20 protein-coding genes and 1 pseudogene are annotated in these 26274 nt (G+C 71.4%); 13 read left to right on the forward strand and 8 right to left on the reverse strand.

Annotated elements, in window-relative coordinates:
* Positions 1–118: 118 nt before the first annotated feature.
* A complete protein-coding gene (locus tag ACFY8O_RS27955) occupies positions 119–559 on the reverse strand; it encodes an ATP-binding protein (protein ID WP_208766098.1) in 441 nt (146 codons plus the stop codon).
* Positions 560–822: 263 nt separating this feature from the next.
* On the opposite strand from ACFY8O_RS27955, the gene ACFY8O_RS27960 reads away from it, so the two are divergent.
* Both ACFY8O_RS27960 and ACFY8O_RS27965 read left to right on the forward strand, forming a co-directional pair.
* Positions 823–1263: a hypothetical protein gene (locus tag ACFY8O_RS27960; RefSeq protein WP_145810319.1), complete on the forward strand. Its 441-nt coding sequence runs from the start codon at positions 823–825 to the stop codon at positions 1261–1263.
* 350 nt (positions 1264–1613) lie between these two features.
* Positions 1614–2267, forward strand: coding sequence for a hypothetical protein (locus tag ACFY8O_RS27965; protein WP_387907067.1), 654 nt, complete (start codon positions 1614–1616; stop codon positions 2265–2267).
* 207 nt (positions 2268–2474) lie between these two features.
* On the opposite strand, the pseudogene ACFY8O_RS27970 reads toward ACFY8O_RS27965, so the two are convergent.
* A pseudogene (locus tag ACFY8O_RS27970) lies at positions 2475–2576 on the reverse strand (IS5/IS1182 family transposase); the annotation flags it as partial.
* An 83-nt stretch (positions 2577–2659) separates the two neighbouring features.
* On the reverse strand, positions 2660–3082 hold the full coding sequence (locus ACFY8O_RS27975) for a YjbQ family protein (RefSeq protein WP_387907070.1): 423 nt from the start codon (positions 3080–3082) through the stop codon (positions 2660–2662).
* A 143-nt stretch (positions 3083–3225) separates the two neighbouring features.
* Between ACFY8O_RS27975 and ACFY8O_RS27980 the strand changes: the two genes are divergently transcribed.
* The gene (locus ACFY8O_RS27980) at positions 3226–4308 is read left to right on the forward strand and encodes an NAD(P)-binding domain-containing protein (RefSeq protein ID WP_387907073.1); all 1083 of its coding nucleotides are present in this window, start codon (positions 3226–3228) and stop codon (positions 4306–4308) included.
* A 481-nt stretch (positions 4309–4789) separates the two neighbouring features.
* On the opposite strand, the gene ACFY8O_RS27985 is transcribed toward ACFY8O_RS27980, so the two are convergent.
* Both ACFY8O_RS27985 and ACFY8O_RS27990 read right to left on the reverse strand, forming a co-directional pair.
* Entirely contained in the window at positions 4790–5416 is a 627-nt protein-coding gene (locus tag ACFY8O_RS27985) for a hypothetical protein (protein WP_387907076.1), read from the reverse strand.
* Between the two features lie 72 nt (positions 5417–5488).
* Positions 5489–7294 carry an ABC transporter ATP-binding protein gene (locus ACFY8O_RS27990; protein WP_387907079.1) on the reverse strand — a complete coding sequence of 602 codons (1806 nt, stop codon included), beginning with the start codon at positions 7292–7294 and terminating at the stop codon, positions 5489–5491.
* Positions 7295–7444: 150 nt separating this feature from the next.
* On the opposite strand from ACFY8O_RS27990, the gene ACFY8O_RS27995 reads away from it, so the two are divergent.
* From ACFY8O_RS27995 to ACFY8O_RS28015, 5 genes are all read left to right on the forward strand, one after another.
* Complete coding sequence (locus tag ACFY8O_RS27995) at positions 7445–7891, forward strand: MarR family winged helix-turn-helix transcriptional regulator (RefSeq protein WP_145811528.1); 447 nt, start codon at positions 7445–7447, stop codon at positions 7889–7891.
* Positions 7892–7937: 46 nt separating this feature from the next.
* Positions 7938–10880, forward strand: a complete 2943-nt coding sequence (locus tag ACFY8O_RS28000; protein ID WP_387907083.1) for an FAD-binding and (Fe-S)-binding domain-containing protein — start codon at positions 7938–7940, stop codon at positions 10878–10880.
* A 184-nt stretch (positions 10881–11064) separates the two neighbouring features.
* Positions 11065–12894, forward strand: a complete 1830-nt coding sequence (locus ACFY8O_RS28005; RefSeq protein ID WP_145811532.1) for an ABC transporter transmembrane domain-containing protein — start codon at positions 11065–11067, stop codon at positions 12892–12894.
* Complete coding sequence (locus tag ACFY8O_RS28010; protein ID WP_387907087.1) at positions 12891–14672, forward strand: ABC transporter ATP-binding protein; 1782 nt, start codon at positions 12891–12893, stop codon at positions 14670–14672. The genes ACFY8O_RS28005 and ACFY8O_RS28010 overlap by 4 nt, the downstream gene beginning before the upstream one ends.
* Before the next feature lie 413 nt (positions 14673–15085).
* Complete coding sequence (locus tag ACFY8O_RS28015) at positions 15086–16447, forward strand: NAD(P)/FAD-dependent oxidoreductase (protein WP_387907089.1); 1362 nt, start codon at positions 15086–15088, stop codon at positions 16445–16447.
* A gap of 190 nt (positions 16448–16637) precedes the next feature.
* Here the strand turns inward: ACFY8O_RS28015 and ACFY8O_RS28020 are convergent, their stop codons facing one another.
* Both ACFY8O_RS28020 and ACFY8O_RS28025 read right to left on the reverse strand, forming a co-directional pair.
* Positions 16638–18176 (reverse strand): ATP-dependent DNA ligase, encoded by a 1539-nt coding sequence (locus ACFY8O_RS28020; RefSeq protein ID WP_387907092.1) that lies wholly within the window; start codon positions 18174–18176, stop codon positions 16638–16640.
* Positions 18177–18231: 55 nt separating this feature from the next.
* Positions 18232–19023 (reverse strand): metal-dependent hydrolase, encoded by a 792-nt coding sequence (locus ACFY8O_RS28025; RefSeq protein ID WP_145811539.1) that lies wholly within the window; start codon positions 19021–19023, stop codon positions 18232–18234.
* A 137-nt stretch (positions 19024–19160) separates the two neighbouring features.
* On the opposite strand from ACFY8O_RS28025, the gene ACFY8O_RS28030 reads away from it, so the two are divergent.
* Positions 19161–21674 (forward strand): DEAD/DEAH box helicase, encoded by a 2514-nt coding sequence (locus tag ACFY8O_RS28030; RefSeq protein ID WP_387907095.1) that lies wholly within the window; start codon positions 19161–19163, stop codon positions 21672–21674.
* A gap of 34 nt (positions 21675–21708) precedes the next feature.
* Positions 21709–22587, forward strand: coding sequence for an acyl-CoA thioesterase (locus ACFY8O_RS28035; RefSeq protein WP_387907098.1), 879 nt, complete (start codon positions 21709–21711; stop codon positions 22585–22587).
* 6 nt (positions 22588–22593) lie between these two features.
* On the opposite strand, the gene ACFY8O_RS28040 is transcribed toward ACFY8O_RS28035, so the two are convergent.
* On the reverse strand, positions 22594–22821 hold the full coding sequence (locus ACFY8O_RS28040) for a DUF6011 domain-containing protein (protein ID WP_387907101.1): 228 nt from the start codon (positions 22819–22821) through the stop codon (positions 22594–22596).
* A gap of 69 nt (positions 22822–22890) precedes the next feature.
* On the opposite strand from ACFY8O_RS28040, the gene ACFY8O_RS28045 reads away from it, so the two are divergent.
* From ACFY8O_RS28045 to ACFY8O_RS28055, 3 genes are all read left to right on the forward strand, one after another.
* Positions 22891–23583, forward strand: coding sequence for a hypothetical protein (locus tag ACFY8O_RS28045; protein ID WP_387907104.1), 693 nt, complete (start codon positions 22891–22893; stop codon positions 23581–23583).
* A gap of 149 nt (positions 23584–23732) precedes the next feature.
* The gene (locus tag ACFY8O_RS28050) at positions 23733–24689 is read left to right on the forward strand and encodes a DUF389 domain-containing protein (RefSeq protein ID WP_145811547.1); all 957 of its coding nucleotides are present in this window, start codon (positions 23733–23735) and stop codon (positions 24687–24689) included.
* 106 nt (positions 24690–24795) lie between these two features.
* On the forward strand, positions 24796–26229 hold the full coding sequence (locus tag ACFY8O_RS28055) for a DUF2252 domain-containing protein (RefSeq protein ID WP_387907107.1): 1434 nt from the start codon (positions 24796–24798) through the stop codon (positions 26227–26229).
* Positions 26230–26274: the final 45 nt, after the last annotated feature.

The following is a 26274-nucleotide window of genomic DNA, read 5'->3' on the forward strand; positions in this document are numbered from 1 at the left end:
ACGGCATCCCAGCGACCGGTTTGCCACGGTGCGCGCCCAGCGCGGTGCACCTCGCGGAGACGACCCGCGGGCAGCCGTGGACAGTGCGCCACTGATCTCCTCGCGTTCCGCCCAGAACTCAGCTGATGTCCGCGCCATGCGCGGGCTTGGGAGCACCCGGCGGTACGAAGCAGGCGGTGACGGTCTTGCCGGACGCCTGCGGATGCGTGGCCCAGCCGTCGGACAGCGCGTCGACGATGGCCATCCCGCGCCCTCCGGTCGTCGTGACGTCCTCGGGCTGCTTGGCGGGGGGCAGGGGGTCGGAGTCGTGAACACTCACATGCAGGCAGTGGCTGTCCCAGGTCAGAACCAGTTGGGCGTCACTGTGCGCGTGCACGTGTGCGTTGGTGACCAGTTCGGAGACGCTGAGCAGGATCGCGTCCACGATGTCGGGGGCGTCCCGGGTCCATTCCAGGGAGGCCAGGTGCTCACGCGTCCACCGGCGGCCGGCCCGCACACCTTGCGAGACCGGAAACGACTGAGCCCATCCCACCGCGCGCAGCGATGTGTCCTTCGTCATCGTCCCTCCCTCACTCGGCAGTCCTCACTCCTGTACCCCCGTCTTCGAGGACCACCCGCGCGCCCCGGCTCCGACCCGGAGCCTCGGCGGAATCGAGGACTCGGTCCTTCTGGCGGGCGCCGGGCCACGCACCTGGCTCCCGAGGGGTGCTCGGTGCACGATCTGCGTCACCTGCCCGGCCGCCGCACGCGTCCTGCGCCGCATGGAGACCTTGCCAGGGCCCTGGTGCGTGGAACAGCGGCCGGGCAGGCTAGTTTGCTCGAATGAGTCTCCTTGATGACGTGGCCGAACGCGACGGCTGGCGATGCTGGGTGTGTGACGAGGCGGTCGACCCCCACGAGTCGGTGAACGACCCGCGAGGGCCCAGCGTCGACAGCCGGACCGCCGACCGGAAGGCCAAGGTCGTCGAGCGGCTCGCGCACCGCGGGTGCAACACCCGCAAGGGCGCGGTCAAGGTGGCCATCGCCTGGCCGGACAACCTGTACGTGGTCGAACCCGCGCCCCTGATCACCGTGGCCGGGAGGCTGGAGCGCAAGGGGGGCCGCGAGATGGTGGGCCGCTGCCCGACCGAGCGGGACGCCCAGGAGGCGGCGGACTGGCTGGTCGACCGGTTCTCCCGTCTGGTACCAGGGCTACCGGTGACGGCCGACATCGAACCGGGCGGCGGCCAGTTCCTCGTCATCCTGTCCACCGGCCGCCGCTGAACCGTCGCCCGCCCGCACGCGCGTCGCGCTGGGAGCCCTCTGGAACGTTCCGGGAGTCCGGCGTCACATGTCGCCTCGAGCCCGCGGCCTTCACGGAGGCACCGCTGCGCGGCGGCGAACGGCGCGCGCGGTGCACCGGCCGCCCGTACGGCAGTGCTCGGGAATCACGGGACGGGCAGGACCGTCGGCGGCCTCGCCGCCGTGCCCGGGACGCAGCCGAAGGAGGGCGTGAGCGCGCGGACCTGGCTACCGACGCGCTCTTCCGGCCATTCGGCAGCGATGAACAGCGGGTCCGTCTGCGCTGACGGGCCTACATTGCTGGACGCCTGACATCTGAACGAAGGACACCTATGGCTCGCCCCTACATTCCCGGACCGAAGCAGTTCGTCTTCGCTGCCGGTGACGGCAAAGACCGGCAGGTATCCGTGGGTGACCCTCAGGAAGCGTACGTACAATTCTCCGCATTCTTCCGGGAGCGACAGTCCGCCACTTACACCATCGAAGATGTGTCGGCGAGCCAAAGACTGGCGCTCATGCCAGGGCAAGGGGTGATCGCCCGGTTCGACGTGGCGGACCCGCACCGGTCCGAATACCTCAAGGTCCACAGGGCCAATCGCTACATGCCGAGCGCGATGCTGTTCTTCGAGAACGGATATGCCGGCCTCGACCACTTCGGCCAGTGGTTCACGGACCTCGCTGACCTGGACGCGACACCGGAGGCTCGCGGCGCTGCCCGCGCCGCCACGATCACCACCGAAGCCGCGGCAATCGAAGCAGTGGCCCGGATCTGGGCGAATGCAGGGATCGTGGACCCGAGCGACCAGTTCTACGTCTTCTTCGACTCGCATGATGCCGACGATGACCGAGCCGAACGAGCCGAACTGCTCACGTTGATCGAATTCCTCGGTCTCGAACGAGTCGACACTCCGGCTGAGGCCGCCGATGGCGAAGTCTGGGTGCGCACGGAGACACGCCTCGACGTCGCATATGAACGGTGGTCGTGAAGAGGGGGAGGTCTTCCAGCCTCAGCCCCGAGGCGTCCGCCCCCCTCGCTCTGTTGGCCGCGCAAGGTGACCGCTGGTCAGGACCTGGTCCCGCACCACCGCCCATCCCGCTCTCCCAGGGCCCGGAGCCGCGCGGGAGCGGTGTTCACGGCTTGCTGACCTGCAGGACAGTCACTCTCCTCGGTCAGGGAAGCGCACACGGACGGCGCCGTTCCTCTTGTGCTTCCCGGAGCGGAACGGGCGGTGTGCGGCGGGACGTTCGATCGTCAGCAGCGTTCCGTCCAGGATCACGAACGCCTTACGGGGTGCGGACGGGATCGCGCTCGTCAACCGCACCCCCTCACGTGGAGCAAGACCGGACGTCCCCTCCACAGCCGCGTCCAGGCACGGCGCTATCCGAGGAAGCTCAGCCTCACCTGCCGGTCCGCATTGTCGACGTTCGTGTCCACCAGGCAGACCGATTGCCACGTCCCGAGCTCCAGACGCCCTCCGATCACCGGCAGGGTCGCGTGCGGCGGGACGAGGGCGGGAAGTACGTGGTCGCGGCCGTGGCCCGGGCTGCCGTGGCGGTGGCGCCAGCGGTTGTCGGCGGGGAGCAGCGTCTGCAGGGCGGCCAGGAGGTCGTCGTCGCTGCCGGCCCCGGTCTCCAGGACGGCGACCCCGGCCGTCGCGTGGGGAACGAAGATGTTGAGCAGGCCGTCCCTGCCGTGGGAGACGCGGGTGAGGAACTGCGTGCATTCCTCGGTCAGGTCCAGGACCGTTTCGGTCCGCCCCGTGGTGAGGCGCAATACGTGGGTGGCGAAGGTGTCGGGCATGACCCCATTGTGTCGTCGAGCTGGGGGACCGCGCCCGGGAAGCCCCGAGGGCCCGACCCGGAGACCTGCCCGGGAGGATCTGGAGACCCGCCCGGTGGATCGCGTCCGGGAAGATCCGGAGACCTCGGCCGGTTAGTAGAATCGTGAACAATTTTGGGACGCGCGAGCTGGACGTGGTCGTCATCGGTGCCGGCCAGGCGGGGCTGTCCGCCGCCTACCATCTGCGGCGCACCGGGCTCCTGCCCGGGGAGGACTTCGTCGTCCTGGATCACGCGCCCCGGCCGGGCGGAGCCTGGCAGTTCCGGTGGCCCTCGCTCACGTACGGCAAGGTGCACGGCATGCACTCCCTGCCCGGCATGGAGCTGACGGGTGCGGACGACGCCAGGCCCTCCTCCGAGGTGATCGGCGAGTACTTCGAGGAGTACGAGCGCCGCTTCTGCCTCATGGTGCACCGCCCCGTCGAGGTGAGTGCCGTGCGGGAGGGGGAGGCCGGCCGGCTGCGTGTCGAGACGTCCGAGGGCGTCTACGCCTCTCGCGCGCTGATCAGCGCTACCGGCACCTGGGACCGGCCGTTCTGGCCTCGCTATCCGGGCCAGGAGACCTTCAGGGGCCGGCAGCTGCACACCGCGAACTACCCGGGGCCCGCCGAGTTCGCCGGCCTGAGGGTGGTGGTGGTCGGCGGCGGTGCGTCGGGCACCCAGCATCTGATGGAGATCGCCGAGGTGGCGGCGCAGACGTACTGGGTGACGCGGCGGCCCCCGGTTTTCCGTGAGGGGCCGTTCGGCGAGGACCAGGGGCGGGCCGCCGTTGCCATGGTGGAGGAGCGGGTACGCCGAGGACTCCCGCCGCAGAGCGTGGTGAGCGTGACCGGACTGCCGCTCAACGACGCCGTCCGGCGCGCCCGCGAGCAGGGTTTCCTCGACCGGCTCCCGATGTTCGAGCGGATCACACCGGACGGGGTGGTCTGGGCCGACGGCCGGTCCGTCGAGGCCGACGTGATCCTGTGGGCGACGGGTTTCCGGGCCGCCGTCGATCATCTGGCGCCGCTGAGACTCCGTGAGCCCGGCGGGGGCATCCGCGTCGAGGACACCCGAGCCGTACGCGACGGGCGTGTCCACCTCGTCGGGTACGGGCCGTCCGCCAGCACGATCGGTGCCAACCGGGCCGGCCGGGCGGCGGCACGTTCGGTCACCCGTCTGCTGGACCTGGACGGCGTGCCGGCCTGACGGACGCCGCCTCGCATCCCGTATCGCCGCAACTCCCCGGCAGGGCTGTTCCGCACGCCCCGGGGCTGCCGCACGGCAGGACGGCCACCGCTCAGCTCGAAGGCCCACAGTGAGCCCTGGGGCCACATCAGCACCAGAGGTCCCTAGGTGTACAGAACACGCGAACACGGGAGCGGGTGTTCGCTCGAACGCGTGGTCGTGGCGGATTCAGTTGCCCGTCACCCCACCGGCGGCAGATGCTTACCGAGCGCACACAGTGGGCTGCAGACCGCTACGGCGCGTGTCCCGAAGATGCACCACGCACGAGGAGAAATACCGATGAACTTCCTGACCAACCTGCTTGCCGGCGTCGTCCACTTCGTGGGTTGGCTCGTCTGATCCATCGCTGCACCACGGCGCCGCCGCTCCCCGTCCCACGGGAGCGGCGGCGCTGCCGTGTACCCGGCGGCGGCCCGGCGCCCCGGTCCTGCGGCCCGGCGCGTCAGGCTCGGGCGACAGGTCCGGCGAACGGAGGCAGGGCCGCGAAACCCGGGTCCACGGTGACCGCCTCCGCGAGCGCGTCCAGCGTCCGACGCACCCGGCTCAGCGGATGGTCGGGGAACTCCGCGTCCCACTGGGCGTGGTCCGCCGCGTGGAACGGAAGGCCGCCCTGCACCTCAGGGGCGTAGGGGTGCGGCCGGAAGTACGCGTCGGGGCCGACCTTCGCCATGACGACGGCTTCCCGCATCCCCGTCATGCCGCGCTCGGGAGCCTGGATCTTGACCACGGTGCTGCACCCCTGGCGCGGCACCGTGAAGCTGCCGATGAAGACCTGCCCGCTGGGCTGCTGGGGCAGGGGCACCTTGAGTATCTGACGGAGGGCCGGCAGCTCACCCAGCCGTTTCACTGTCGCCTCGATCAGCCCGCCCCCCGCCTGCGCCGTCCAGTGGGTCAGGGCGTGACGCAGGGCCGGCCCGTCGTCCAGGGCCGCCGGGAGATCCGGCTGCAAGCCGAAGTAGTGCAGGGACAGCACATCGCCTTCGTCGTTCATCCAGGCGTCGCCGTGCTCGCCGCCGCTGTTGTCCAGGGGCCGGTATCCGGGGAGTTCGACCCCGAGCAGTGCTCTCATGGGCCGTGATCATGCCGCACCACCGGACGGCCGTGCAGCCCCGTCCGCCCTTCAGGTGCTCGCTCCTGGCCTTCAGGTGGTCGCGGGGGTCAGACTGCTGTCGCGGCGGATCAGGGCGGCATAGCGCCCGTCCAGGGCGAGCAACTCCTCGTGCGTCCCGCGCTCGGCCACTCGACCGTCGTCAAGGACGACGATCTGGTCCGCGTCCCGGACGGTGGAGAGCCGGTGCGCGATGGTCAGCGTCGTGCGGCCCTTCGACAGGGCGTCGATGGCCTGCTGGACCGCGTGTTCGGTGCGGGTGTCGAGGGCGCTGGTCGCTTCGTCGAGGATCAGTACGGGCGGGTCGCGCAGAATCGTGCGGGCGATCGCGAGCCGTTGCTTCTCGCCCCCGGAGAAACGGTACCCGCGCTCGCCGACGAGGGTGTCGTAGCCGTCGGGCAGGGCGGCGATGTGGTCGTGGATCTGGGCGGCGCGGGCTGCGCTCTCGATCTCCTCCTCGGTGGCATCGGGCTTGGCGAAGCGGAGGTTCTCGGCTACGGAAGCGTGGAAGAGGTAGGTCTCCTGGGAGACCACACCCACGGCCCGCGCGAGCGTGTCGAAGTCCAGATCCCGTACGTCGACCCCGTCGAGGGTGACCCGGCCGCCGGTGACGTCGTAGAGCCGTGGCACCAGATAGCTGAGCGTGGACTTGCCGGATCCTGTGGAGCCGACGACGGCCAGGCTGTGCCCGGCGGGCACGGTCACGTCGATGCCGCTCAGCGTGGGGCCGCTCTTCTCGTCGTAGCTGAAGGTGACGTCCTCGAAGGCGATCTCACCCCGGACGCTCTCCAGCCGCACGGGCTTCTCGGGCTCGGTGATGTCCACCTCGAGGTCGAGGTACTCGAAGATCCGCGCGAAGAGCGCCAGGGACGTCTGCATCTGCACTCCGGTGGAGAGCAGGCTCACCGCCGGACGGAACAGTCCCTGCTGGAGGGAGACGAAGGCCACCAGGGTGCCGACGGAGACGCTGCTGACACCCGACTGGAGGGTGAGCCCGGCGGCCCAGTAGATGACGGCCGGCATCGCGGCCATCACGATCCCTATGGTCGACATCCTCCAGCGGCCGGCCATGTTGGAGCGCACCTCGAGGTCGACCAGTCGCTCGGACTCCTCCGTGAACGACTTGGTGAGGGAGTCCGAACGCCCCATCGTCCGGCCGAGCAGGATTCCGCTGACGGAGAGCGATTCGGTGACCGTGGCAGCCATCGCCGCCAGCTGGCGCTGCCGCTGCGTGGTGATCTTCTTGCGCTCCCGGCCCACACGGCGGCTGATCCACACGAAGACGGGCAGCAGGAGCAGCGAGACCACCGTGAGCCGCCAGTCCAGCGCGAGCATGGCGACCACCGTGGCGACGACCGAGGTGAGGTTGGAGACCAGGGAGGTCGCGGTGGAGGTCACCGTCGCCTGCATCCCGCCGATGTCGTTGGCTATGCGGGACTGGACCTCGCCCGTGCGGGTCCGGGTGAAGAAGGCGAGCGGCATGCGCTGCAGCTGGGTGTAGACGGCGGTGCGCAGATCGTGCATGACGCGCTGGCCGACCGTCGTGGAGATCAGGGTCTGCAGGACGCCGAAGACGCTGGTCATCACGGCGGTGAGGATCATGCCGAGCGCGAGCAGCGTGAGCAGCCCCGTGCGCCCCTGCGGAATCGCGGTGTCCAGGATCTCGCGGAGCAGGAACGGGGAGGCGACCGTGACCAGCGAGGCGGCGCCGACCAGCAGCCCGACGACGGCGAGCCTGCCGCGGTACGGACGGAAGAGCCGGAAGATGCGGCGCAGCTCGGCAGGCGGCTGACCGGCCTCCGCGGGGGGAGGTGTCCAGGTGGGTCCGTCGGGTTTCATGGGCTCCTTCGACAGCGTGCGGGGAGGAAGAGCGCTCGGGCTCGCGACAGCAGCCGCGACCTCCGGGAGCTGACATGTGAGCCGACTTCGGAGAGCCTAGCTCATTGTTACCTCTATTCACAATGAACCAGGTCCTGATAATGTTCCCTCATGGACACCCCCGACTCCGACGGCATGCTCGCCGAACAGCTGCTGCGGCTCACGCGCCGTCTCCAGCGCATCCAGAGCCGTCAGCTGGAGCCGATCGGCATCACTCCGGCGCAGTTCCGCCTCCTGCGCACGACGGCGCACTACGACGGCCCGCCCCGGATGGCCGATCTCGCCGAGCGGCTGGACGTCGTCCCCCGTGCGGTGACCACCCTCGTGGACGGCCTGGAGGCCGCCGGCCGGGTGCGGCGCGCCCCGGACCCGACCAACCGCCGGGTGATCCGGATCGAGATCACCGAGGAGGGCCGCGCCGTACTCCGTTCGATGCGCGACGCGCGCAAGGCCGCCGCGGAGGAGATCCTGGCTCCACTGACCGCCGATCAGCGCGAGGTGCTCGGCGGGCTGCTGACCGCTCTGGTCGACGGGATGCCGGAGCGCCGCCGCTGCTGAGGCATGCGGTGCGGCCACCGCACCGCGTCGTCGAGGGGACCCTGACATGCCGCTGCTGGAGCCGAAGCCCGAAGCCCTGCGCCCCCGCACGGCGCGGGCCCCGTCCCCCGATCGGGTGCCCGACCGGAAAGCGTCCGGGACCCCTGCCGAGCTGCGCGCCGCCCTGACCGCCCTGCTCGGTCCGGAGAAGGTGCTGTGGAAGGTCTCCGACCTCGTGCGGTACGCCTCCGATGCCAGCCCGTACCGCTTCCTCCCCCAGGTCGTGCTGGTCCCCGAGGACCTGGACGACATCTCGGCCATTCTTTCGTACGCGCACGGCAACGGGCGTGATGTCGTCTTCCGGGCCGCCGGCACCAGCCTCAACGGTCAGGCACAGGGCGAGGACATCCTCGTCGACGTACGCCACCACTGGAGGGGGATCGAGGTGCTGGACGGCGGCGCCAGGGCGCGGATCCGCCCCGGGACCACCGTGATGCGGGCCAATGCCGCGCTCGCCCGGCACGGCAGGATCCTGGGCCCCGATCCCGCCAGCGCCATCGCCTGCACCGTGGGCGGCGTCGTCGCGAACAACGCCTCCGGGATGACCGCGGGCACCACCCGCAATTCGTACCGCACGGTCTCCTCCCTGACGTTCGTCCTGCCCAGCGGCACCGTGGTGGACACGGGCGAGGCCGAGGCCGACGAACTGCTGCGCCACGCGGAGCCCCGCCTGTGCGACGAGCTGCTGGCCATCAAGGCGGACATCGAGGCCGACGAGCCGCTCACCGCCAGGATCCGCGCCAAGTACGAGATCAAGAACACCAACGGCTACCGCCTCGACGCGTTCCTCGACGGATCGACGCCCGTCGAGATCCTGCGGGGGCTCATGGTCGGCTCCGAGGGCACCTTCGGCTTCATCTCCGAGGTCGTCTTCGACACCCTGCCCCTGGAGCGTCTCATCTCCTCCGCGCTCCTGTTCTTCCCCTCACTCCCGGCAGCGGCGGCGGCGGTTCCCCTGTTCAACGAGGCGGGCGCCGTCGCCGTCGAGCTGATGGACGGCAACACCCTGCGCGCCTCGGTGCGCGTCCAAGGGGTCCCGGCGGACTGGGCGGGGCTGCCGGAGGGGACGACGGCGCTCCTCGTGGAGTTCCGCGCGCCCGACGAGAGCACCCTGACGGACCGCGAGCGGGCCGCGGCATCCGTCGTGGCGGAACTCGACCTGGTGACACCGGCCGTCTCGGTGACCAACGAGTTCACCCGGGACGCGGCCACCGTCTCGGGGTACTGGAAGGCGCGCAAGGCGTTCGTCACGGCCGTCGGCGGCTCCCGGCCCTCGGGGACCACACTCATCACGGAGGACTTCGCCGTCCCGCCGTCCCGTCTCTCCGAAGCCTGCGAAGCACTGCTCGCCCTCCAGGCCGTCCATGGCTTCGACGCCGCCGTCGCGGGTCATGCCGCCCACGGCAACCTGCACTTCCTGCTCGCCTTCGACGCCGCGAAGCCCTCCGACGTGGAGCGCTACGCGGCCTTCATGGACGAGTTCTGCACGCTGGTCGTCGACCGCTTCGACGGGTCCCTCAAGGCGGAGCACGCCACCGGCCGCAACATCGCGCCGTTCCTGGAACGGGAGTGGGGCGCCCGGGCGACGGCTCTCATGTGGCGCACGAAGCAGGCGATCGACCCCGACGGCGTGCTGGCACCCCGCATCGTCCTCGACCGCGATCCGCTGGCGCATCTGCGCGGGCTCAAGACGATCCCCAAGGTCGAGCCGGTCGCGGACCCGTGCATCGAGTGCGGCTTCTGCGAGCCGACGTGCCCCAGCGAGGACCTGACCACCACTCCTCGGCAACGCATCGTGCTGCGGCGGGAGATGATGCGGCAGCCCGGCGGCTCCCCGGTGGAGACCGACCTCCTCGACTCGTACGGCTACGACGCGGTGGACACCTGCGCCGGGGATTCCACCTGCAAGCTCGCCTGTCCGGTCGGCATCGACACCGGGGCACTGATGAAGAGCTTCCGCCATCTGCGCCACTCCCCCCGGGAGGAGCGGGTGGCGGCGCTGGCGGCCCGGCACTTCAAGGCCGTCGAGGCCACGGCACGGATCGCGCTCGGCGTGGCCGACGCCGTCTCCCGGCGGACCGGGGACCGTCTGCCGGCGTCCCTGACCCGGCTCGCCCGCAAGGCGGTGCGTCCGGACCTGGTGCCGGAATGGCTTCCCGAGATGCCCGGGGCCGCCTCCCGCGCCCTGCCGCCCACCTCGCGGGCGGGGGCCGACGCCGTCTACTACCCGGCCTGTGTGAACCGCATCTTCGCCGGGCCCCCCGACGCGGGAGCGCTGTCGCTCGCCGACGCGGTCGTCTCCCTGTCCGCGCGAGCGGCCAGGCCTGTCTGGATTCCCGAGGATGTCGCGGGGACCTGCTGTGCGACGATCTGGCACTCCAAGGGGTACGACATCGGCAACGCGGTCATGGCGAACCGCATCGTGGAGGCCGCCTGGGGCTGGACCGCGGGCGGCGTGCTCCCGCTGGTCGTCGACGCCTCCTCCTGCACGCTGGGCCTCGCCCGCGAGGTGGTGCCGTACCTCACCGAGGACAACCGCGCGCTGCACAGCGAGCTGAGAATCGTCGACTCGCTCGTCTGGGCAGCCGAGGAACTCCTCCCCCACCTCACGGTGTTCCGCAGGACCGGATCCGCCGTACTGCACCCCACCTGCTCGATGGAGCATCTGGGTGACGTCGCCCAGTTGCGTACGGTCGCCGAGGCCTGCGCCGACGAGGTCGTCGTCCCGGACGACGCCGGCTGCTGCGGATTCGCGGGCGACCGTGGACTGCTGCACAAGGAACTCCCGGACAGCGCCACGGCCAGGGAGGCAGCGGAGGTCAACGCCCGTGCGTACGACACGTATCTCTCGGCGAACCGGACGTGCGAGATCGGGATGGACCGGGCGACGGGCCACCGCTACCGCTCGGCACTCATCGAACTGGAGCGGGCGACCCGGCCTGTCCTCTGAGCCGGTCGGCGGCTAATAAATCGGTTGCCTCCGAGGGGGGCGGGACGCGAACCTTGCACGGTTTGGTCCCCCCACGGCTCCGCGAGGTCCGTCGTGGAGGGATCTCCCGCTCCACGAGGTCCGTCGGGATCTCCTGTTCCACGAGATCCGCACGCGATCTCCGCCGTCCGATCCTTGGGTTGTCATGCAGATTCGCGATCTTCCGTACTCGGATCCCGGCGATCCCGACGTCCGTTCGGGTCCCCGTTTCCTGGTCTGGCTCGGCCGCAGCCAGCTCACCGGTCAGCTCAAGTCCCTCGCGTGGGGACTGCTCCACCACTGTGCGATCGCCGGTCTTCCGCTCGCCGTCGGACTGGCCGTGCAGGCCGTCATCGACCGTTCCGGGCAGGACCTGGCGCGGGCCGGTGTCCTCCTCGTCCTCCTCGGTGTCCTCATCGCCGTGGGCGACACGATGCTCCACCGCACGGCCGTCACCAACTGGATCACCGCGGCGGCACGCGTCCAGCAGTTGCTGGCCCGCAGGACCGCCGAACTGGGCTCGGCGCTGACCCGCCGGGTGGCGGCGGGTGAAGTGGTATCCGTCTCCACAGGTGATGTCGAGAAGATCGGCTGGTTCGTCGAGGCCCTGTCCCGCTTCGCCGCCGCCGCGACCGCGCTCGTGCTGATCTGCGTCGGGCTGGTGATCTACCTGCCCTCGCTCGGTGTGCTGGTCGCCGTCGCGACCCCGGTGCTGGCGCTGGCCGTTCTGCCTCTCCTCCCCCGGGCCACCCGCCGGGCGGACCTCCAGCGGGAGAAGGCGGGCCGCGCCACCGAACTGGCCTCCGACACCGTCGCGGGACTGCGGGTCCTGCGCGGGATCGGCGGGGAGGAGCTCTTCCTCGCCCGCTACCGCCGCGCCTCGCAGGAGGTGCGCAGGGCCGCCGTCCGCAGCGCGCGGATGTGGGCCCTCATCTCGGCGATCCAGGTGCTGCTGCCGGGACTCCTGCTGATCTCGCTGGTCTGGTACGGGGCGACGCTCGCCCGCGACGGCCGTATCGAGATCGGTCAGCTGGTCACGGTCTACAGCGCGGCGACGCTGATGCTCTTCCCGCTGCGCAACGTGGAGGAGATCGCCATGGCGTACTCCTTCTCCCGCCCCTCGGCGCAGCGCGCCGTGCGGGTGCTGTCGCTGCGGCGCACCGCCGGCCCGTCGACGCTCGACGCCGTCAGGCCTCAGGGCGACCTCTACGACCCGGTGACCGGGCTCATGGCGCCGCAGGGCCGGTTCACCGCCGTGGTCTGCGGAGATCCCGACGAGGCGGGCCGGCTCGCGGAACGGCTGGGCGGCCACGCCGAGCCCGGGGACGCGTCGGCGCCCCTCCCGTCGGTGCTGCTGGGCGGTGTGGCTCTGGACGAACTGCCGCTCGGCACCGCGCGCACGGCGGTGCTGGTGCAGGACAAGGATCCCGTACTGCTCTCGGGGACACTGCGGGAGCTGCTGGAGGTGCCGTCGTCGGGCGGTGTCACGGCCGAGGAGGCACTGGACGCCGCCCAGTGCGGTGACGTGCTGGACGCGTTGGCCCAGGCGTCCGTCGAGGTGGACGGCGATCCGATGAACACCCGGATCACCGAACGCGGCAGGTCCCTGTCCGGCGGCCAGCGGCAACGGCTCGCGCTGGCCCGTTCGCTGGTCACCGACCCGGAGGCGCTGGTGCTCGACGAGCCGACCTCGGCCGTCGACTCGCACACGGAGGCCAGGGTCGCCGCCGGTGTCCAGCGGCTCCGTCGCGGCCGTACGACGGTGGCGTTCGCCTCGTCCCCGTTGCTGCTGGACCTCGCCGACCGCGTGGTGCTCGTCCATGGCGGCACGGTCGTGGCGGCGGGCTCCCATCGCGAACTGCTGCGGGACGAACCGCGTTACCGGGCGGTCGTGACCCGTGACAGCGACGACGGGAGCTCGGCGGCGGACGGCCTTGCCGCGGCCGACAGGCTGCCGCCGGCCCGGACGATCGAGGAAATCGAGGAGAGAGCATGATCGGCCTGGCACACCCGGCGTACGACCCGGCGGCCCCGGAGTCGGCGACGACCCTGCCCGTCGGTACGCCGACGACCGTACGGACCTATGTGCGCGGTCTGCTGCGTCGCCACCGCAGGCCGTTCGCGGTGCTCGTCGCGGTCAACGCGGTCGCCGTGATCGCGTCGATCACCGGCCCCTATCTGCTGGGCGGACTGGTCGAGGACCTCTCCGCCGGGGTCACCGACCTCCATCTGGAGCGTACCGCCGCCGTGTTCGCCGTGGCGCTGGTCGTCCAGACCGTGTTCACGCGGACCATGCGGCTGCGCGGAGCCATGCTCGGCGAGGAGATGCTCGCCGATCTGCGCGAGGACTTCCTCGTACGGTCGGTCGGGCTGCCGCCCGGCGTCCTGGAACGGGCCGGTACCGGGGACCTGCTGTCCAGGATCACCACGGACATCGACCGGCTCGCCAACGCCATGCGTGAGGCCGTGCCACAGCTGGCGATCGGCGTGGTCTGGGCCGGGCTGCTCCTCGGGGCGCTCACCGTCACCGCCCCTCCCCTGGCGCTCGCCGCGCTGATCGCGCTGCCGGTGCTGATCGTGGGCTGCCGCTGGTACTTCCGGCGTGCGCCCTCGGCCTACCGCTCGGAGGCGGCGGGCTACGCGGCGGTCGCCGCGGTCCTCGCCGAGACGGTGGACGCCGGGCGGACCGTCGAGGCCCACCGTCTGGGTGACCGCCGGGTCGCTCTGTCGGACCGCCGGGTCGAGCAGTGGACCGCGTGGGAGCGGTACACCCTCTTCCTGCGCTCGGTGCTCTTCCCCGTCATCAACACCACCTACGTGACGATCCTCGGCGCGGTTCTGCTGCTCGGCGGCTGGTTCGTGCTGGAGGACTGGATCACCGTCGGGCAGCTGACGACGGGGGCGCTCCTGGCGCAGATGATGGTGGACCCGATCGGCCTGATCCTCCGCTGGTACGACGAACTCCAGGTCGCGCAGGTCTCGTTGGCGAGGCTCGTCGGCGTACGGGAGATCGAGCCCGAGCCGGGCGACGGCCTGATCGGGCCGGACGGCCGCGAGGTACGCGCCGACGACGTGCGCTTCGGCTACCGGGCCGGGGTGGACGTCCTGCACGAGGTGTCGCTGGACGTGGCCCCGGGGACGCGGCTGGCCCTGGTCGGCCCGTCCGGTGCGGGCAAGTCCACCCTGGGGAGACTGCTGGCGGGCATCTACGCTCCGCGGTCGGGTTCGGTCACCCTGGGTGGTGCCGAGCTGTCGCGGATGCCGGCGGAGCGGGTGCGCACCCATGTGGCCCTCGTCAACCAGGAGCATCACGTGTTCGTGGGCTCGCTCCGGGACAACCTCCTGCTGGCCCGTACGGATGCCGGGGACGCGGAGCTCTGGGCGTCCCTCGCCGCGGTGGACGCGGACGGCTGGGCGAAGGCCCTCGACGCAGGGCTGGAGACCGAGGTCGGCTCGGGTGGCCTGGCCCTCACCCCGGCACAGGCGCAGCAGATCGCCCTGGCCCGTCTGGTCCTGGCGGATCCGCACACGCTGGTGCTGGACGAGGCGACCTCGTTGCTCGACCCACGGGCGGCCCGCCACCTGGAGCGTTCGCTGGCGCGGGTGCTGGACGGCCGTACGGTCGTGGCCATCGCCCACCGCCTGCACACCGCTCACGACGCCGATGTGATCGCTGTCGTCGAGGACGGGCGGATCAGCGAACTGGGCAGCCACGACGAGCTGGTGGCCGCGGACGGCGCGTACGCGGCGCTGTGGCGCTCCTGGCACGGCTGAGCACCGGGCGCCGGGCACACCAGGGGCCCACCGGGGCACGGTGGGCACCGGCCCCGGTGGCGGCGAGGGGCCGGCGTGAACGGGGCGGATTCCCCTACGAACAGGTCCAGCATCCGGCCACGGGGAACCCGCGCCGCGGATCCTTGCCCGGACAGGCGACCGAGCGACTGTACGCCGGATGCCACGTCCCACCGGGCGACGCCGGCCGTGGCCGGTCCCGGACGTGCGGCGGGGCGGACGTGCGGCCGGGCCGGGTGCTGCTGTGGCGGGCCGGTGCCGGGGGCCCGGTCAGGTGGCGGCGACCGCCGCACAAGAGGCGAAGTCCGTCGCGTCCGGTGAGGATGAGGGGTGACTGGCCCCGGATACGGGGCAGGCGAGCGATGACCGCGTAAACCCGAGAAGGGACGCACACCGTGGCACGACCCAGGATTCTCGTTGTCGGCGCCGGCTTTGCCGGGGTCGAGTGCGTGCGCCGGCTGGAACGCAGCCTCACCCCCGGTGAGGCGGACATCGCGCTCGTCACCCCGTTCTCCTACCAGCTCTACCTGCCGCTGCTGCCTCAGGTCGCCTCGGGGGTGCTCACACCCCAGTCGGTCGCCGTCTCCCTGCGCCGAAGCCGCCGTCACCGCACCCGGATCGTGCCGGGCGGGGCCATCGGGGTGGACACGAAGGCGAAGGTCTGTGTGGTCCGCAAGATCACGGACGAGATCGTGAACGAGCCGTACGACTACATCGTGCTGGCCGCCGGAAGTGTCACGCGGACCTTCGACATCCCGGGCCTGGTCGAGAACGCCCGGGGTATGAAGACCCTGGCCGAGGCGGCCTACATCCGGGACCACGTCATCTCGCAGCTGGATCTCGCCGACGCGAGTCATGACGACGAGGAGCGGGCGTCCCGGCTGCAGTTCGTGGTGGTGGGCGGTGGGTACGCCGGTACGGAGACGGCCGCCTGCCTGCAGTTGCTGACGACCAACGCCGTCAAGCACTACCCCAGGCTGGACCCCAAGCTGATCAAGTGGCACCTGATCGACATCGCGCCCAAGCTCATGCCGGAACTGGGTGACAAGCTCGGCAGGAGCGCCCTCGAGATCCTGCGCAAGCGCGGCATCGAGGTCTCCCTGGGTGTCTCGGTGGCCGAGGCGGGCCCGGACAAGGTGACGTTCACGGACGGCCGTGTGCTGCCCTGCCGGACGCTGATCTGGACCGCCGGAGTCGCCGCGAGTCCGCTCGTCGCCACGCTGGGGGCAGAAACCGTACGCGGGCGGCTCGCGGTGACCCCCGAGATGACGCTGCCCGGCGTCGACAGCGTGTTCGCACTCGGCGACGCGGCAGCCGTGCCCGATCTGGCCAAGGGCGACGGGGCGATCTGCCCGCCCACCGCGCAGCACGCCATGCGCCAGGGCCGGGCACTGGCGGACAACATCATCGCGCGGCTGCGGGGCCGCCCGCTGCGTCCGTACGTCCACAAGGACCTCGGTCTCGTCGTGGACCTCGGCGGACGGGACGCCGTGTCCAAGCCGCTGGGCATCGAGCTGAAGGGGCTGCCGGCCCAGGCCGCGGCGCGCGGCTACCACTGGGCGGCGCTGCGTACCAACGTCGCCAAGACCAGGGTCATGACCAACTGGCTGCTGAACGCGATCGCCGGGGACGACTTCGTCCGCACGGGCTTCCAGGCCCGCAAGCAGGCGACCCTGCGCGACTTCGAGTACACGGACGCCTATCTGTCGCCGGACGAACTCCACGCGCACACCGCGGGGATCGAGTCCCGCGGCTGAGACCGGGCCGTGCCCGCTCCTCCGGCCCTCTCCCCCGGCCTCCGGCCGCGACGGGAGGGGGCCGGAGGCGTGCCTGGCGTGACGGAGCCTCACCGGCGAGGATCAGGGCCGTGCCCGGCGGGGAACCGGTCGGCCCGGCGACGACCGCACGCGCACCCGGGGGCCGCGTCATGCACGACGCGGACCGGCCTCATACCCGTCGGGAGAGCACCGTCTCGACCGTGTCCGCCTCCTCGGCGCTCTTGTCCTCGCGATAGCGCAGGACACGGGCGAACCGCAGGGTGACGCCCTCGGGGTAGCGGGTCGAGCTCTGGAGGCCGTCATAGGCGATCTCCACGACCAGCTCCGGGCGCACCGTCACCACGTGTCCGTCGTCCGCGGTGGCCAGCTCCCTGAGGCGTTCGGTCTGCCAGGCGAGCAGGGTGTCCGTGAGCCCTTTGAAGGTCTTGCCCAGCATGGCGAACGTGCCGTCGTCCCTGCGCGCCCCCAGATGCAGGTTGGAGAGCCGCCCGGTGCGTCTGCCGTGGCCCCACTCTGCGGCCAGGACCACGAGGTCCAGGGTGTGCACGGGTTTCACCTTCAGCCAGGAGGCCCCGCGCCGGCCTGCGCTGTAGGGCGCCTCGGTGCCCTTGATCACGACACCCTCGTGGCCACGGGCCAGGGTCTCCTCGGAGAACGCCACCGCGGCCGCCCGCCCGCTCTCGTCCCCGGGGTCGTCCACGACGAGGCGGCGCACGCGCATCGGCTCCGGGACCAGCTGGGCCAGCTCCCGGTGGCGTTCGGCGAAGGGGAGGTCCAGGAGGTCGCGTCCGTCCGCGTACAGCGCGTCGAAGAAGACCGGGACCACGGGGACGGCGTCCGCCGCCGTGGCGACGTCGCGCCGGGACCCCACCCGTCCGGCGGTCTCCTGGAACGGCCTGGGCCTCCCGTCGGGCCCCAGGGCGATGACCTCGCCGTCGAGGATGAACCGTTCGTCGGGAAAGCCCGTCACCGCCGCGGCCAGTTCGGGGAGCCGGTCGGTGATGTCGTCGAGCGTGCGGGTGTAGACGCGCACCCGCGGTCCGTCCCGGTGCACCTGGACGCGGATGCCGTCCAGCTTCTCCTCGACGGCGCAGGGCCCGCCGAGCCGGTCGATCGCTTCGGCGACCGAGCGGGCTGTGTGGGCGAGCATGGGCTGGACCGGACGGCCGACGGTGAGCCGGAAGGAGGCGAGAGCCCCGGGCCCCTCCGCGAGCAGGGCACGGGCGACGGGCCCCAGCGAGCCGGCGAGCATGACAGCGCGCCGCACTTCGGGCCGTGGCGCCCCGGCGGCGTCCGCCAGGGCGTCGACGGCGAGGGCGTCCAGCGCTCCCTGGCGCACTTCTCCGGTGAGCAGCCCCCGCAGGAAGTACTGCTCGTCCGCGGTGGCGGCGCCGAGCAGCCGCACCAGCCGCTCCTTGCGCGCGGCCTGCGAACCGGGGCCGGTGAGAGCGCCGATCGCCGTCAGTTCCGCGTTCGTCTCCGCCACGGTCAGGGTGGGCTCGTCGGCGGGAGTGACCGGGACGCGCAGGCTGCTCCATCCGATCCCGAGCCGCCCCTGTGGCAGGCGGCCGGCGAGATACGGGATGACGACCGGGACGTCGTCGGGCCCTGCGTCCCGGAAGAGCCCGGCCAGCAGGGCGGTCTTCCGGGTCCGCGCCGAGGTGGCGGCGACCTCCAGGGACACGTGGGCGAGCCTGGCGAGCAGCATGCGGCCATGGTGCTACGTCGGGCGGCTCGCCGCCCCCCGGACGGTGCGAGGGATGTCAGATCACGTTGAGGGCGGCTGCGGCGCCCACTCCCCCGAGGATCATGAAGGCGGGCATCAACACCTTGATCTCGACCCAGCTGCCGGCCCGGAAGCGCATGAACTTCGGCGGCCCGAGGGGGTACCAGCGCTTGCGGCCCATCGGTATGGGCCACAGGATCGGGCAGCCTGAGACCGTGAGCGCGTCACCGATGTCGTGGACGAGGGCGCCGAGGACGATGGGCAGTCCGAGCCACATGTACTCCTGGCCGGGCGCGTCGAACAGCCAGCCGGAACCGTTGCCGGGCTGGTCCAGTACGCCGGCCAGGATCCACGCGCTGGTCGCGCCGAGCAGCCAGACCAGGACGTCGCTGGAGACGCGGGCCGCCCGCCACAGCAGTCCTTCGACGGCGAGCACGAGGTGGACGAACAGGATGGCCAGGACCGCCCACCGCCCGCCGGTGATCGCCGCCACCGAGCAGCCCGCGCCCACCAGCACCGCCCACAGCCAGGTGTGGGTGAGGGTGCGGTGGCCGCCGGTCCTGCGCGGGTCGCCGGCTCCCTTGGTCGCCTTGTAGACGGCGTAGGAGAGCTTGTCGACGATCTCGCAGAGCGCCTTGGAGACCGGTCCGAACGCGCGCGAGATGGTGGCCGACTTGTGGTCCAGGTCGGGGGCCAGCGCGGCACCGGCGGTGATCAGGGCCCCGACGACCAGGACCGGCCAGGGCATGGTGTGGCCTGCGGCGGCAGCCGCGGCGCCCACCCCCAGCCAGGCCGCCGCCCCTGACAGAGAGTGTGCCGGTCCCATCATGACTGTTCCCGCCCCCATCGTGATCCGGCCACATCGCCTGTGCGCGACGGCCGAGTTGAGTGGGCAGCGTATCGTCCGTGATCTTCCTCCGGTCCTCCGGTTCCCTCATCCGGGCGGGAGGCAGGCAAGATGGGGGCGTGACCCTTATCGATCAGCTGCCCCCGACCGCCGACCCGGACGCCCTCTTCGAGGCCTTCTCGTCATGGACCGAATCGCAGGGCATCACCCTCTATCCGGCTCAGGAGGAGGCGCTGATCGAGGTGGTCTCCGGGGCGAACGTGATCCTCTCCACCCCCACGGGCTCCGGGAAGAGCCTGGTGGCAGCGGGTGCGCACTTCACGGCACTGGCGCAGGACAAGGTCACGTTCTACACCGCTCCGATCAAGGCGCTGGTGTCGGAGAAGTTCTTCGACCTCTGCAAACTCTTCGGTACGGAGAACGTCGGCATGCTGACCGGCGACGCCTCGGTCAACGCCGACGCCCCGGTCATCGCCTGTACGGCCGAGGTGCTCGCGTCGATCGCCCTGCGGGACGGCAAGTACGCCGACATCGGCCAGGTCGTGATGGACGAGTTCCACTTCTACGCGGAGCCGGACCGCGGCTGGGCCTGGCAGATCCCGATCCTGGAGCTTCCGCAGGCCCAGTTCGTCCTGATGTCGGCGACCCTCGGCGACGTCAAGATGTTCGAGGAGGACCTGACCCGCCGCACCGGCCGCCCGACCTCCGTGGTGCGCTCCGCGACCCGGCCGGTGCCGCTGAGCTACGAGTACCGGCTGACCCCCATCACGGAGACGCTCACCGAGCTCCTGGACACCCGGCAGTCGCCCGTCTACATCGTGCACTTCACGCAGGCGGCGGCCGTGGAGCGGGCGCAGTCGCTGATGAGCATCAACATGTGCACGAAGGAGGAGAAGGAGAAGATCGCCGATCTGATCGGCAGCTTCCGCTTCACCACCAAGTTCGGCCAGAACCTTTCCCGCTACGTACGCCACGGCATCGGGGTGCACCACGCGGGCATGCTCCCCAAGTACCGCCGTCTCGTGGAGAAGCTCGCCCAGGCGGGCCTGCTGAAGGTGATCTGCGGGACGGACACGCTGGGTGTCGGCGTCAACGTCCCCATCCGCACGGTGCTGTTCACCGCGCTCACCAAGTACGACGGCACCCGGGTCCGCACGCTGCGTGCCCGCGAGTTCCACCAGATCGCCGGCCGGGCCGGCCGGGCCGGGTTCGACACGGCGGGCTTCGTCGTCGCCCAGGCTCCCGAGCACGTCATCGAGAACGAGAAGGCCGTCAAGAAGGCGGGCGACGATCCCAAGAAGAAGCGCAAGGTGGTCCGCAAGAAGGCTCCGGAGGGCTTCGTCGCCTGGTCGGAGACCACCTTCGACAAGCTGATCCAGTCCGAGCCCGAGCCGCTGACCTCGCGCTTCCGCGTCACCCACACGATGCTGCTCTCGGTGATCGCGCGCCCGGGCAACGCCTTCGAGGCGATGCGGCGTCTGCTGGAGGACAACCACGAGCCGCGCAAGGCGCAGCTTCGGCACATCCGGCGGGCCATCGCGATCTACCGTTCGCTCCTGGACGGCGGCGTCGTGGAGCAGCTCGACACGCCCGACGCGGAGGGCCGGATCGTACGGCTGACGGTCGACCTCCAGCAGGACTTCGCTCTCAACCAGCCGCTGTCGACGTTCGCGCTGGCCGCCTTCGAGCTGCTGGACGCCGAGTCGCCCTCGTACGCCCTGGACATGGTCTCCGTCGTCGAGTCGACGCTGGACGACCCGCGGCAGATCCTGGCGGCCCAGCAGAACAAGGCACGGGGCGAGGCGGTCGGGCAGATGAAGGCCGACGGCGTGGAGTACGAGGAGCGGATGGAGCGCCTCCAGGAGGTCACGTATCCGAAGCCCCTGAGCGAGCTGCTGTGGCACGCCTACGACGTGTACCGCACCAGCCACCCGTGGGTCGGCGACCACCCGGTGTCGCCGAAGTCGGTGATCCGGGACATGTACGAACGGGCCATGACCTTCACGGAGTTCACCTCCCACTACGAGCTGGCCCGCACCGAGGGCATCGTCCTGCGGTATCTGGCGAGCGCGTACAAGGCCCTCGAGCACACCATCCCCGACGACCTGAAGTCCGAGGACCTGGAGGACCTGATCTCCTGGCTGGGCGAGATGGTGCGTCAGGTGGACTCCAGCCTGCTGGACGAGTGGGAGCAGCTGGCCAATCCGGATGTGGAGACCGCCGAGCAGGCCCAGGAGCGGGCCGACGAGGTCAAGCCGGTCACGGCCAATGCCCGCGCCTTCCGGGTCCTCGTGCGGAACGCGATGTTCCGCCGGGTGGAGCTCGCCGCCCTGGACCGGGTCCGCGACCTGGGCGAGCTGGACGCCGACGCGGGCTGGGACGAGGACGCCTGGGGCGAGGCCATGGACGACTACTGGGACGCGCACGACGACCTGGGCACCGGCCCGGACGCGCGCGGACCGAAGCTGCTGAAGATCGACGAGGACCCCGCGCACGGTCTGTGGAGGGTGTGGCAGGCCTTCGCCGACCCGGCCGGGGACCACGACTGGGGAATTCGTGCGGAGGTCGATCTCGCGGCCTCCGACGAGGAGGGCCGGGCAGTCGTCCGGGTCACGGCCGTGGGCCGGCTGTGACGGCGCACCGGCCAGGAGAGTGGAGAAGAACCGCATGACGAACCCCGCCGACAGCCTGGTCGACCTGCTCGACCTGGAGCGGATCGAGGTCAACATCTTCCGGGGCCGCAGCCCGGAGGAATCCCTGCAGAGAGTCTTCGGCGGGCAGGTCGCCGGCCAGGCACTGGTCGCCGCCGGCCGCACGACGGACGGGGACCGGCCGGTCCATTCGCTGCACGCCTACTTCCTGCGGCCCGGGCGGCCGGGTGTGCCGATCGTGTACGACGTGGAGCGGATCCGGGACGGCCGGTCCTTCACCACGCGCCGGGTCACGGCCGTGCAGCAGGGGCGCACGATCTTCAACCTGACGGCGTCCTTCCACCGGCCGGAGGAGGCAGGCTTCGAGCACCAGCTCCCGCCGGCCCGTGTCGTGCCTGATCCCGACGAGCTGCCGACCGTCGCCGACGAGGTGCGTGAGCACCTGGGCGGGCTGCCGGAGGCGCTGGAGCGGATGGCCCGGCGTCAGCCCTTCGACATCCGCTACGTCGACCGGCTGCGCTGGACGAAGGAAGAGATCAAGGACGCGGACCCGCGCAGCGCGGTGTGGATGCGCGCGGTCGGCCCGCTGGGCGACGATCCGCTGGTGCACACCTGCGCGCTGACGTACGCGAGCGACATGACGCTCCTGGACGCGGTCCGGATCCCCGTGGAGCCGCTGTGGGGGCCGCGTGGCTTCGACATGGCCTCCCTGGACCACGCGATGTGGTTCCACAGGCCGTTCCGGGCGGACGAGTGGTTCCTGTACGACCAGGAGTCCCCGATCGCCACTGGGGGCCGGGGTCTCGCCAGGGGCAGGATCTACGACCGGCAGGGGCAGCTGCTGGTGTCCGTGGTGCAGGAGGGGCTGTTCCGCCGGCTCGACGCCCAGGCATAGGGGTGGTCAGGTGCCCGGGAGCGGGTCTTGTTCCACCTCGTGACGGCGGGTGCGGATGTCCGGCCCCGGCGGGTGCAGTTTGGCGTCGCAGGCGGGGCCGAGTCCGGCACGGCGTGAGTCGGCCCCGGTGAGGGGCCGCCCGCACAGGGCGCAACGGACCGGGCGCCGGCCCGCCGGCGGCTCCGGCCGGGCCGGCGGCTCGGGGAAATCGGGAAAGGGCTCGGGGGACTCCACGGGAGGATCCTCTCAAGCCAGTGCGGTGTACGGCGAAGGCTCGTGCGGTACGGCGAAGGAGAGCGACGGTTGAGCAGCGTACTGAGGATGGAGCCCGCTCCCCGGGGCCGCGGGACGCAGGCCGGGGGCGGTACGCACGCTCCGGTGGGCGATCTGGTGCGGCTCTCGGACGGGGCGGGCGGCGACCGCGTGGTGGCGTACGTGGAGCGGGAACTCCCGCCGGGCGGGATACCCGCCTACCGGGCGGCGCGGGGCTCCGGTACCCGCTCGTTCGTGTTGTGGGCGGACGAGCACCGCGAGGAGCGGCTGGCCACCCTGGTGACCGTGTCGGCCGGAGGCGGTGTCGCGCGCTACCAGGTGATCGGGGCGCACGGCGAGCTCATCGGCACGCTCGTCCGCGAGAAGGCGCTGCGCGGCAGGGGTCTGCGCACCCGCTGGACGGTGACTCCGGCGGGCGGCCCGGAGGCGGTCGGGTTCAAGGGCCGGATCTTCTGGTGGTACGTGTGGTGGCTGCTGGCCCCTCTGCAGACGTTGATCATCGTGCTGAGCCTGTTCAGCGGTGACGGGGACGCGGCACGCGGGCCGCGCCGCATCCTGTGGCGTGCGGGCGGCCAGGTCCCGCTGGAGTTCAGGTCGAAGGGCGACACGGTGCACCTGCACGCGCGGGGGTACGACTGGCGGCTCGGTGCGGCGCTCGTGGCGGTGCTGCGGACGTTCGACAGCTGGCTGCTCGGCAAGGAGTGGGACGACAGGAAGGATTGAGGGCCGCTCAGGAGGCGTCCTCCCCACCGGACCGTGCACGGCGTGGGAAGGTATCGGTCCATGACCGTCCGATCACTGCCATGTCACCGCAGAGGCTACTTTCCGGCACCCGCAGGCGGGCGGTCCTCCCGGCCGGGCCGGGACGCCTGATGGACATGATCCACATCCGCGTCGTCAGCCCGGCGGACCTCACCGACCAGGTCGAGGGGATCCTCACCGGCAGCCCCTACGTCCTGAATCTGATCGTCCAGCGTGGCGCGGCGCGCAACCCCGAGGGGGACGCCGTGGCCTGTGACGTGGTGGGCGGAGCCGCGAACGAGGTGCTGCGCGGTCTGCGGGACCTCGGGATCGACACCCGGGGGACGATGGTCGTCGAGTCGGTCGACATGGCCTTCACCGGACAGGCCTCGGACCGTGCGGCACGGCGGCTCGGCACGCTGGCGAACGCCCCCGTCTGGGACCAGGTCGAGGCACGCATCAGGTCCGAGGGGAGGTACGCGCCGAGCTTCTACCTGTACCTCGTCATCGCCGGTCTCATCGGGTCCGTGGGCATCGTGACCAACTCCCAGATCCTCATCGTCGGGGCCATGGTCGTCGGCCCCGAGTACGGCGCGATCGTCGCGGTGGCGCTGGGCATCGACAGGGGTGAGCGGACCATGGTCCGCAAGGGGCTGTCCGCACTGGGCGCGGGACTCCTGCTGACGATCGCGGTCACCTTCCTCTTCAGCCTGCTCATCCGGGGGTTCGGGCTGGAGTCCCAGGCCTTCCAGAAGGGGCTGCGACCGGTGTCCGACCTGATCAACACCCCCAACTTCTTCTCCGTCGCCGTCGCCGCCCTGGCCGGCGTCGTGGGCATCGTGTCACTCACCGAGGCGCGCACGAGCGCCCTGCTCGGGGTGTTCATCTCGGTCACGACCATCCCGGCGGCGGCTGCCATCAGCGTCTCCACGGCCTTCGCCAGCTGGTCCGAGGCGCGGGGCTCGCTCATCCAGCTCCTGGTCAACATCGCGGTGCTCATCGTGGTGGGAGCGGCGGCGCTCAGGTGCCAGCGGGCGATCTGGCGGAGGGTGGCCCTGCGCCGGGCGGGACAGACCGGGGCGCCCTGACGGCCCCGGCCGGTCCCACCCGCCGGCAACGGGCCGGAAGGCCGCGGAGCCGTAATGATGGGAAGGCGGGCTCACACAGCGCAGCCCGGCAGTCAGGAGGGTCACCATGCCCCAGGACGCCCCTTCCCCTCTTCGCGCCGTACCCGGCTCGACGCCCGAGGAACGGGCCGCGCTCGGCAAGGCGGCCCGCCGGCGGGCTCCCCGCTCCGGCCACTGCGTGTACGACCCACCCGGCGACCGGCCCGATCCGCTGGCCGTCCTGGAGGTCCAGTCGGCGGCCAGGGTCCCCGAGCTGGTGCCGATCCGCTACGGGCGGATGACGGAGTCGCCGTTCCGCTTCTACCGGGGCGCGGCGGCGATCATGGCTTCCGACCTGGCCGGAACCCCGGACTCGGGCATCCGTGCGCAGCTGTGCGGTGACGCCCATCTGCTGAACTTCAGGTTGCTCGCCTCCCCCGAACGCCATCTGCTCTTCGACATCAACGACTTCGACGAGACGCTGCCCGGCCCCTGGGAGTGGGACGTGAAGCGGCTCGCGGCCAGTCTCGTCATCGCCGGGCGCGCGAACGGTTTCTCCGCCAAGGAGCGGCGGCGCATCGTCCGCGCCACGGTGCGCTCGTACCGGGAGTCGATGATCCGGTTCGCGGACATGCGCAATCTCGACGTCTGGTACGCCCGTACCGAGGCGGACCAGCTGCGGGCGGTCGCCGCGGAGCGACTCGCCTCCCGGGGCCGCAGACGTCTGGCCAGGGCGGCCGAGAAGGCCCGCGCCCGGGACAGCCTCCAGGCCTTCGGCAAGCTCACCGAGGTCGTGGACGGGCGGATCCGGATCGCCGCCGATCCGCCCCTGCTCGTCCCGCTGAGGGATCTGCTGCCCGCCCCGGAGCGCGGCCTGATGGAGGCCCAGCTGGGGAAGCTGCTCCGGCGCTACGGCCGCACCCTGCCGTCGGACCGCAGCTCTCTGCTGGCCGACTACCGGCCGGTCGACATGGCCCGCAAGGTCGTGGGGGTCGGCAGTGTCGGCACCCGCTGCTGGATCATCCTGCTGCTGGGCAGGGACGGCGGTGATCCGCTGTTCCTCCAGGCCAAGGAGGCCGACACCTCCGTGCTCGCGCCGCACGTGGGGGCGAGCGCGTACGGGAACCAGGGCGAGCGGGTGGTGGCCGGCCAGCGTCTGATGCAGGCGGCTGGCGACATCTTCCTCGGCTGGCAGCGGGTGGACGGGATCGACGGGAAGCGCCGCGACTTCTACGTGCGCCAGCTGCGCGACTGGAAGGGCATCGCCGAGCCGGAGCAGATGGTGCCGCGCGGCATGGGCGCGTTCGGCGAGATGTGCGGGGCGACCCTGGCCCGTGCCCACGCGCGGTCCGGGGACCGGATCGCCATCGCCGCCTACCTGGGCGGCGGCGACGTGTTCGACCGGGCCCTCGCGGTCTTCGCCGAGCTGTACGCCGACCAGAACGAGCGGGACCACCGGGCGCTGACCGAGGCGGTGGCGGCGGGCAGCCTTCCCGCGGCGGCCGAGGCGGACGCGCGGTAGCGAAGGCCGAAACGTCACACCGGGACAGCGGGTACATCGCAGACA

Origin of the sequence: Streptomyces argenteolus (genome assembly GCF_042902585.1) — a bacterium.
GTDB lineage: Bacteria > Actinomycetota > Actinomycetes > Streptomycetales > Streptomycetaceae > Streptomyces > Streptomyces argenteolus.